The organism is Methanobrevibacter filiformis (assembly GCF_001639265.1).
Lineage (GTDB): Archaea > Methanobacteriota > Methanobacteria > Methanobacteriales > Methanobacteriaceae > Methanacia > Methanacia filiformis.
This window is the reverse complement of the sequence record NZ_LWMT01000289.1, coordinates 1-10,832: the sequence shown is the minus strand read 5'-3', so window position 1 is coordinate 10,832 and position 10,832 is coordinate 1. Positions and strand designations below refer to the sequence as shown.

The window sequence follows — 10,832 nt, the reverse complement described above, 5'->3', positions numbered from 1 at the left end:
CAAAGATAAATCACTTAAAACCCAATAAACTAAATAATAATCCTTATTTTAACTTAATATTACTTCATCATCATAATATAAGCCAATAAGTATCAATTAACTAATCAATGAATTATGGAAGATCTCCCTAATACATTGAAATTGGAAGCTGTGTTTAGACCATTGTTAGTTATTTTAATTGTGTATGTAATGTAATCTTTAACTAGTGGGCTTTCTGTGATGTTACTAGTTTTAACTATGGTTAAGTTCACATCATTAACTGTGAATTTGATACTACTATTTGTTTTATTATTAATATTTGATTCATTTGTATTAATTTTAGCAACATTTTCTATTTCACCTATATCATTAATTCTAGCAGTGATTATTAGTGTTATATTATTTCCTGCTTTTAAAGTACCGATAGACCATATTTCAGTGTTTTTATCATAAATGCTTTCATCGGTAGTGGTGTAGTTGATAAATTTTAATTTATTTCCTAGTATATCAGTGATATTAACACCATGTCCATCAGTTATGCCGTTATTAGTAATTGTGATTTTATAGGTCACTATATCATCGTAATGAGGGTTGTTTTGCTCAGTGACATTAGAGACCATAACCATACTAATATTAACATCATTAACACTTATATTGACTGTAGTTTTATTGTTACTGTTGGTATTATTTTCACTCACTGAAACATTAGCAGAATTACTGATATTACCTATAGCTATTATAGTAACATTGATTGTGAGTGTTACGGTTTTACCAGCTATAATCTCACCGATAGTCCATAATCCATTAGTATTGTTATAATATCCTTGTGTTGCAGATGTTTTATTAAGTTTTAACTTAGTATTGTTTATTATTTCAGTTACAAGAACTCCTGTAGTGATAGTAACGCCATTGTTCATTACACTAATGGTATAAATTATAGTATCTCCAAAATGGGCATTAGCACTATTATTAATTCCATTAATGCTAGCTATTTTAATAATACTGATATTGACATTGTTAGGCACAATAAAAGTAGTGCTGTTAGTAGCACTAACGTACCTATCATTGCCATTAAAGACAGCAACAATATTAACTAGGTCAGTTGAATTAACAGGATAATTAATATTCCACTTACCACTAACATCAGTAGTAGTATTATAATTAACACCATTGACAGTTACAACAATCCTCACATTACTAATAGCATTATTATTCTCATCTAGCAATGTACCATTAATACTAATACTACTATTCATCTTAGCACCTGAAACAGGATTAATAACCAATGTACTGTTTAAAGGCAAACCATTAAAAGTAGTGCTATTTACAGCAGTAGCATAATTAGTATTACCATTAAACTCAGCAACAACATTAATGTTTCCAGATGACTTAACAAGATAAGTGATACCCCAATTACCACTTGCATAAGTAGTAGTGTTATAATTAACACCATTAACAGTTACAACAACAGTAACATTATTAATCGCCTTATTATTTTCATCTAATAATGTACCATTAATACTAACATTACTATTCATCTTAGCATCAGGAACAGGGTTGATAACTAATTTACTATTTAAAGATACTCCATTGAAATTGGTGCTATTTGCAGCAGCAGTATGATTAGTATTACCATTAAATTCAGCAACAATATTAATGTTTCCAGTTGAATTAACAGGATAATTAATATTCCATTTACCACTTGCATAAGTAGTAGTGTTATAATTAACACCATTAACAGTTACAACAACAGTAACATTATTAATCGCCTTATTATTTTCATCTAATAATGTACCATTAATACTAACATTACTATTCATCTTAGCATCAGGAACAGGGTTGATAACTAATTTACTATTTAAAGATACTCCATTGAAATTGGTGCTATTTGCAGCAGCAGTATGATTAGTATTACCATTAAATTCAGCAACAATATTAATGTTTCCAGTTGAATTAACAGGATAATTAATATTCCATTTACCACTCGCATCAGTAGTAGTATTATAATTAACACCATTAACAGTTACAACAACAGTCACATTATTAATTGTATTATTATTATTATTATTATTATTCTCATCAAACAGACTACCATTAATACTAATATTACTATTTATCTTAGTATCAGGAATAGGATTGATAATTAGTGTGCTGTTTAAAGCTGCTCCATTGAAATAAGTTCTATTAGCAGCAGCAGTATAATTATCATTACCAATGAACTCACCAACAACATTGACTAATTCTTTTGAATTAACAAGATAAATAATATTCCATTTACCACTTACGTCAGTAGTAGTGTTATAATTAACACCATTAACAGTTACAACAACAGTAACATCACTGATTGGAGCACCTTTCTCATCTAACAAACTACCATTAATACTAACACTACTATTCACATTAGTACTAGGAATAAGATTGATAATTAGTGCGCTGTTTAAAGCTACTCCATTGAAATAAGTTGTATTAGCAGCAGCAGTGTAATTATCATTACCAATGAACTCAGCAGCAATATTAATAACACTAGTTGAAACCACATGATAAGTAATGTTCCAATTACCACTCGCATCAGTAGTAGCATTGTAAGAAACATTATTAACAGTCAAATTAACAGTAGCACTGCTAATTGGAGCACCCTTATCATCTAATAAAGTTCCATTAATAGTGATATTGCTATTAATCTTAGTGTTTGTGACAGGATTAATAACTAAAGTACTATTTAAAGCTAAACCATTGAAATAAGTTGTATTAGTAGCAGCAGTGTAATTATCATTACCAATGAACTCAGCAGCAATATTAATAACACTAGTTGAAACCACACGATAAATAATATTCCATTTACCACTTGCATCAGTAGTAACATTATAAGTAACACCATTAACAGTCAATTTAACAATAATACCACTAATCGGAGCACCTTGCTTATCTAATAAAGTTCCATTAATACTAACACTACTATTCAACTTAGTATTTGTGACAGGATTAATAACTAGAGTACTATTCAAAGCTAAACCATCAAAATGAGTTGAGTTAGCAGCACCAGCATGATTAGTATTACCAATAAACTCAGCAACAATATTAATAACACCAGTTGAAACAATATTATAAGTAATATTCCATTTACCACTTGCATCAGTAGTAGCATTATAATTAACATTATTAACAGTTAAATTAACAGTAACACCACTAATTGGAGCACCTTTCTCATCTAATAATGTACCATTAATACTAACACTACTATTCATCTTTGTATCAGGAATAGGATTAATAAATAGTGTACTATTTAAAACAAGCCCATTAACGATAGTATAATTGGAATTATAATAATTATTACCACTAATACTAACATTTAAATTACTGCCTGGCGTTGTAATTTGATAAGATACAGTAGCTAAACCATTAGTAAAGTTAACATTAGTATAATTAACCTCACCAACACTTACATTAAACAAGCCATCAATAAAATAGCTATTATTAGCTAAATTAGTAAGATTTAAACTAACATTAATCACTTGCCCCACACTACCCCTTGGAACAGTAACATTAATACCTAAATTTGCTTTAGTAAAGTTAACAACTGCATTGGTATTATTAGAATTATAATAATTATTGCCACTAACAGTAACATTTAAATTACTGATTGGAGCTATAATCTGGTAAAATACATTAGCCAAACCATTAACAAAGTTAACATTAGTATAATTAACCTCACCAGCACTTACATTAAATAAACCATCAACAAGATAGCTATTATTAGCTAAATTAGTAAGATTTAAGGTAATATTAATCACTTGCCCAACACTGCCAGGAGGAACTGTGATATTAAGATTTACATTAGATTTGTTGATAAATACTTCTGCACTACTATTAACAGCGGAATAGTTACCATTATCTAATTCAACCGAATATGTGAAGTTAGAACTAAAATCAGTGTTAGCGTAGGTGAAAATAGCTATACCATTAGAATTTGTAATAGAACTACCTACGACACTACTATTAACAATAAAATTAACTTTTATGCCTTCTAGTTGTCCATCTACTTGACCAGTGACATTAGCTATTAATGTAGGATAAACACCAACAGATGTGGTATTATTATAAGCTATTATAGTGGCATTTTGAGGATAAAAGCTTAGATTAGTGGTGTTGAAAGCTAAAATTGTTGTGTTATCACTATCAAAAGCAAATGCAAATATACTGTAATTGCCTGTGTAATTAACTAAATAAGTTATATTAACAAATCCAGTATTATTAGTTATTCCAGTGCCGATAAAGACTAAATCAGCAGTTCCAGTTCCATTGAAATCACCATTTACATCGATATAAAAGCTAACATTTTTGTTAGAAATTGGCACAGAATTAGATAAAGTAGCATTAATACTTATATTAGTATGATATGTACCATTTTCACCATTAAGAATTATTGTATCATTTACACTAGCATCAATGAATAAATCTAGTGTATTAACTTCATTGTCTGTTACAAATGTGAATTCAACTTCTTGTGGAGCGTTAATATTTAGTTCAACTGCAATAGTACCGTTTTCTCTCGCATCAAAACTACTGATATAAGTTAAACCAGTTGGATCAAAAGAAGAAAGGCTAAATACTTCAACACTACCTGTACTAGTAACATTAACCCAAACATCAGTTACAAAATAAGGTAATTCACTTCCAGTACCAGAACTATTATCATTTAAACCAAATGTATAATTAAATAAAGCAATACCATCTGAACCAACATCAGTAGCATTAGTAATTCCCACAACAAAATACTTATCTGGAGTAAATGGATTACCATTAGCTATTATGCTTGGAGTGTTATCTCCCCACCAGTTATAATCAAGAACATAATCGGTTCCATTATCTTCTAAATCATAAGTACTTAAGTCAATATCACTTTCTTGTTTGTTAGTATTGTTAAATATACGATTATAGCTAATGTTAGTACCTTCAATGCCATTATTGATTAGAATAGGTAAATTATTGTTAAAAACATTAGAGCCATATAATGTGCCATAATTTCCATCAAAGTATATAGGGAGATTTGTTAAAGTGAAATTAGAGTGGAAAATGCTTGTGTAATCCCCGCTTGTATATATTCCTCCTGCTTCAGAATCAGTACTACCAATAAAGTTAGAGTTACTAATAGTTAAATTGTGTGCTGTACTGTATATATCCCCACCTTGGTAACCAATAGCCATGTTATTAATAAAATTAGAAGTCGTAATGTTCAGTGAAATTTCATCGTCCTCTGTGTCAATATATAATGCTCCTCCTCCAGCACCATTAGCAGAATTGTTAGTGAAAGTAGAATTATACATATTAAGACTATTATACATAAAACTATTATCCCAATAATTATCCAAATACAACATATGAATAGCTCCACCACTATTAGCAGAATTATTAGAAAATATAGTGTTATTTATTAAAAGATTTTTATTTATTAAAAGACCGAGATAGGGTATATAATCAAAAAGTGTTATTTCTAAGGCTCCTCCAGTAGTATAATCAAAATTATCAGTAAAATTAGAATCAGATAAATTAAAACTATTTGACTCAGCCCAGATAGCTCCACCACCAAGATAATTATTAGGATTAGCAGAATTATTATAAAATACACCATTATTTAAAAATACACTATCATTTATTGAAATATAAACAGCCGAAATCCATAATGCTCCTCCACTATAATATGCAGAATTACTTATAAAAGTTGAATTATTGATAAATAATGAAGCATCATACAAATAACAATAAAGTGCTCCCCCTTCTCCTTCAATAGCTGTGTTATTAATGAAGTTAGTATTAGTAATATTTACATTACTAGCCATTACATGAATAGCACCAAAAGACTGACTTGCACTATTATTAATAAAAACGGAATCAGCAATTATTGTTAGGCTAACATTTGAAGTATCATCCACACCGTAAACATAAATTACTCCATAATCTCCATCTAATTCATGGTTATTTATGAAACTAGAATTACTAATAATATTTAAAATATAGTTAGTTACATGAATAGCACCAAAAGACTTGCCTGCACTATTATTAATAAAAACGGAATCAACAATTGTTAAGTCACCTCCACCACTTCCGCCACCCATAGAATAAAACACACCATAATTTCCATCTAATACATGGTTATTTATGAAACTAGAATTACTAATATTTAAATTAGAACTCCAAATGGACATTACTCCATAATCATATAGTGCAGTATTGTTCTCAAAAATTGAATCTTTAATAGTTAAATTATCACTACTAAAGGAAACAACACCTACTGGCCCATCAGCTGCATTATTATTACTAAAACTAGAATTAGTCACGATTATATTACTAATATAAGCTTCACCCACTCCATGAGCATATTCTCCAGTATTGTTAATAAAATTAGAGTCTTTTATAGTTAAAATAGAACCTTCCTCATAAGAGCCGATATAAAAAACACTATTAACTGGAGCATTATTATTTAAAAATGTTGAATTGATAATAGAAACATCATAAACATACATATACAGAGCACCATTATTCCCTGCCCCATTGTTAATAAATTCTGAATCTATAATTAGTGCAGTGGAACCAATATTCCTATTCTCTATATAAATAACTCCATCACCCTAACAAGCAGAATTATTAAAAAAGCTTGAATTGATTATTATTGAATTAAAACTATAAGTAAATATTACTCCAGCATGATTATTAGCATAATTATTAATAAAAATAGAATTATGTATAAAAAGTGCTTCTGTGTCATCTTCATTATTATTTAAGTAAATAGCTCCTGATTCATTAGCATGATTATTATCAAAAGTAGAATTATTAATGAAAACACTATTAAAGCCAACAATAGCTCCTCCCATATCTAGTGCACTATTATTAATAAATGTTACATTGTTTAAAATAGTTTTTCCAGTGTTTTTTATTGCACCAGCAGAGTTTGCTGAATTATTAATAAATAATGAATTAGTGAAAGTTAGCTGACCTACACTGGATATTGCACCACCATAGTCATTGTTAGCATTGATGAAACTAATATTAGTGAAATTCACGATTACATTTGTAATATTAAATAAATGATTAGTATTTTCACCATCAAGAATAACATTTCCAAAACCTTCAATTGATAAATTTTTATTAATAATCAAATTAGTATTATCAACTCCAGTGTAATGACCATCAGGAGCAATTATAATTTTACCTCCATCTCTAACAATAATTAGTGCTTGTTTTAGTGTTTCAACAGCATTATCCCAATTAGAACCATTATCATTGTCATTTCCACTAGTTTGGTTAACATAAACAATATCTGTTAAATTTAAATTTTCATTGGGAAAAGCCCAGTGATCAACAATAAGAGTAACATTGTCTCCAGAATATAGGAAAGTTTCATTAGATTTAGGGTTAAATTCATCATTTAAAATGCTATCAATATATTCGTAACCAGTGAAGAGAGGCAATAAACTTACATCATAAGGATCAGAGTTATTAAGAGTAAAAAAGTATTTAATAGTATTTTCTTCAATACTAGCACTAGCAACAAAATAATTATTTGCTTCAACCGTTGAAGGAGTATTATTTTCACCCCACCAATTATAATCAAAATTACCATTAGATCCATCATTATAGTTCATAAGACCTTCTATTGGATTGAAAAAACGATTATAGTTAATCGTAGCATTATTTCTAAGATTACTAATTACAGCATCCATTCCATAATTCTCAGCAAAATTAGATTGATTCACTACCATATCCAAAGAGTAACTATAAATAGCACCACCTAAACTAGCATTATTCTCAGTGAAATTAGATAAGATCACGATAAATTTATGACCATAACTAGAAATAGCACCACCCCATCTAGCATTATTGCCTGTGAAAGTAGACTCACTTATGCTAAAACCATCACCAGTATTATAAATAGCACCACCATGAGCACTAGCATTATTGCCTGTGAAAGTAGACTCACTTATGCTAAAACCATCACCAGTATTATAAATAGCACCACCATGAGCACTAGCATTATTCTCAGTAAAAATAGACCCAGTTACACTAGAATTATCACCAGTATTATAAATAGCACTACCATAATTACCAGTATTACCAGTATTACCAGTATTACCAGTGAAAGTAGACCCAATCACACTGAAATTATCACCAGCATTATTAATATAATTAGGAGCATTACCAGTGAAAGTAGACCCAGTTATACTAAAACCATCACCATTATTATAAATAGTGCCAACATGATAACCACTATTATTAATGAAAGTAGAATTACTTACACTAGAATTATCACCAGTATTATAAATAGCGTAATCACCATGCTCAGCGAAAGTAGAATTACTTACACTAAAACCATCACCAGTATTATAAATAGCACCACTACCATAATTCTCAGAGAAAATAGAATTACTTACACTAGAATTATCACCAGTATTATAGATAGCACAACCATAAATGCCATTATTGTATGTGAAAGTAGAATTACTCACAATAAGATTACCGCCACTATTATAGATAGCGCCACCATGAGAAGAATAACGATCTTCAGCATTATTATTTGTGAAATTACAATTTATTATGGTTAATTTAGAGTAAGAGTTAGAAATGTAGATAGCACCACCATCGCCCTGAATAATACCATTTATAAATGTTAAATTTATAAATGTTACATTACTCCTTGTACCACTAATACTAAACATTCTTCCAAATGTTTGTGCATCTATAATTGTTGAGTTTGTTGAACCATTTCCTTGGATTGTCAGATTTATACTTGCAGTAATATTATTATTAATATCACTAGTTTTATCATATGTTCCAGGATTAAGTGTTATAGTATGATTAACACCTTCACCACCACTATTAGCTAGAGATACGGCACCATTAATACCTGTGCTATTACTAGTATTAATTGTAACGTTTACAGCATTAGCTGATGACATACTTATAATAATTAAGCAAAATAAAAATAAAAACATGATTAATAGTTTAAGTGGTTTATATTTATTGTGAATCATTCTTTTTTACACCATATCTTGTTGATAAGCACATTGATTATTTTGAAAGTTTAATGATATATAATGTCAAAAAATTTGCTAAAATTAAAGGAAATCAATAATATATTTTTTAGTAATTATTTAGGAAATCATTTTTAAGGATTTATTTTATAACTTTATTTTTTTCAATTTTAATTGTAAAATTTCATTTAAGTAAAGTTTTTAACATTTCCTTTTAATAGAAGCATTATTATCATAACTACTAATAAAATATAAATTTTATCAATTGTTTATTATTACTATAATTATATATTTAATATGATATAAATGTTTTCATATCAACGAAATATTGATATATTCAAAAATAAGATTATGCTATCTCATAACCTTAAGTTTCGCACGAATGTTCTTAATTACTAAATTAATGAGTTAGTACACTGATTTCGCAAAATAGAAAATTTTGCAAAATCCTATTTTGATTATTTAAACTAGTGTTTAACATATTGAGTGGATTTTGAAAAAAATATCCAATATTCTACATTAATAAAAATTAATAATAAATGAATTAATAAAAGAGCTGATAAATGATTATAACATTAATAAAAGAAGAAACAACAAAAGAATATGATGAAAAAATGAAAAAGAAATATGGAAGTATTGAAAAACTAGAAAAAATATTAGAAAAAACACCCAAAAACATATTATATGCTGATCTAGAAAATTGGAAATTATTATTAGAAAATCCTGAAGAAAATATAAGATTAGAAGAAATCATAATCACTGATAATTTAAGTATTGGAGAAAATGAAATAAAAATATTAAATATTATAAAAAATGAAAAACCAAAATCAGTAAGAGAAATAGCTTTAAAAATAAAAAAAGATCCTGCTAACATTAATAATAAAATTAATCATCTAGCTGAAGAAGGTTTAATTAGTTTTGAAAAAGGCTTAAAAAATAGTAAAATTCCCATTCTAAACTATGATAAAATAGAAATAGCAATATAAAATTATTAAATAAAAAATAATGTGTAAATTATTTATATAAAAGTGTATGATAAGTATATAAAAGTATATATTTTTATATAATAAATATAATTCAATATTTGTTTCCATCTGCTGGTTTTACTATAATATTATTATATCTATGACATATTCTCTTTTTTGATAATTGTATTCAGAGTTTGAGTTAACAACGAATTATCGACTCTATAGTAGTGTATGAAAAATTAAATTGGGATAATGTATTTTTCATAATTTTTTAATTTGTTCTGTTGAGAGATCAGTGATTTTGCTGATTTCTTCTAAAGTCATTCCTTTGTTTTTTAATCTAAAAGCTATTTCTATTGCTTTTTCTTGTCTTCCTTCTTTTTTTCCTCTTTCTTCTCTGTGTAGTAGTGTGTTGTTGTATTCTGCTATTGCAAATTCTCTTTTTTGATAATGTATTAAGGTGTCTTTGTCTCTTAGAAGGTCTTTCATTTTTTTGTCTGCACTTTTGATTCCGTTATCCATATTTATCACTTTTTTTAGTGTTTCATTTGATTCTTTTTCATTTAAAAATGACAGCCATCTGTGTAGTGGATTATTTTCAATGTCTTTATTTTTTAATTTTCTATATTGGGGCATGTCGATGATGTGAAGTTCTAGGTCATCTGTTAGTTTGCAGTTTTTGTTATTGTCTTCCCATATGTGGTATGTTGAGTGGAATTCTGGTACTCTTAGTAGACTGAAGTCTAATATGCCAATAGCTATTACTTTAGGTAATTCTTGATATTTGTCTCCAGAATCTAAATTAACAACGAATTCTCGGCTCCAGTAGTACAATAATCTTTTTATCATGTTGTATTCA

Annotated in this window: 4 protein-coding genes; 1 reads left to right on the top strand and 3 read right to left on the bottom strand. The window is 28.1% G+C overall.

The window, feature by feature from the left end:
• Positions 1–104 precede the first annotated feature (104 nt).
• Both MBFIL_RS09810 and MBFIL_RS09805 read right to left on the bottom strand, forming a co-directional pair.
• Positions 105–6,500, bottom strand: coding sequence for a beta strand repeat-containing protein (locus tag MBFIL_RS09810; protein ID WP_066974022.1), 6,396 nt, complete (start codon positions 6,498–6,500; stop codon positions 105–107).
• Between the two features lie 105 nt (positions 6,501–6,605).
• Positions 6,606–9,005, bottom strand: a complete 2,400-nt coding sequence (locus MBFIL_RS09805; protein ID WP_066974020.1) for a beta strand repeat-containing protein — start codon at positions 9,003–9,005, stop codon at positions 6,606–6,608.
• A gap of 563 nt (positions 9,006–9,568) precedes the next feature.
• Between MBFIL_RS09805 and MBFIL_RS09800 the strand changes: the two genes are divergently transcribed.
• Positions 9,569–9,991 (top strand): HVO_A0114 family putative DNA-binding protein, encoded by a 423-nt coding sequence (locus tag MBFIL_RS09800; RefSeq protein ID WP_066974018.1) that lies wholly within the window; start codon positions 9,569–9,571, stop codon positions 9,989–9,991.
• 243 nt (positions 9,992–10,234) lie between these two features.
• Here MBFIL_RS09800 and MBFIL_RS09795 read toward each other — a convergent pair.
• On the bottom strand, positions 10,235–10,832 hold a 598-nt coding region (locus tag MBFIL_RS09795; RefSeq protein ID WP_066974015.1), incomplete at its 5' end, for an Rpn family recombination-promoting nuclease/putative transposase.

Bases quoted from the DNA above. Each gene is read 5' to 3' on its own strand.
- MBFIL_RS09810 (WP_066974022.1), bottom strand. From the start codon at position 6,500: ATGTATGTTTATGATGTTTCTATTATCAATTCAACATTTTTAAATAAT.
- MBFIL_RS09800 (WP_066974018.1), top strand. From the start codon at position 9,569: ATGATTATAACATTAATAAAAGAAGAAACAACAAAAGAATATGATGAA.
- MBFIL_RS09805 (WP_066974020.1), bottom strand. From the start codon at position 9,005: ATGATTCACAATAAATATAAACCACTTAAACTATTAATCATGTTTTTA.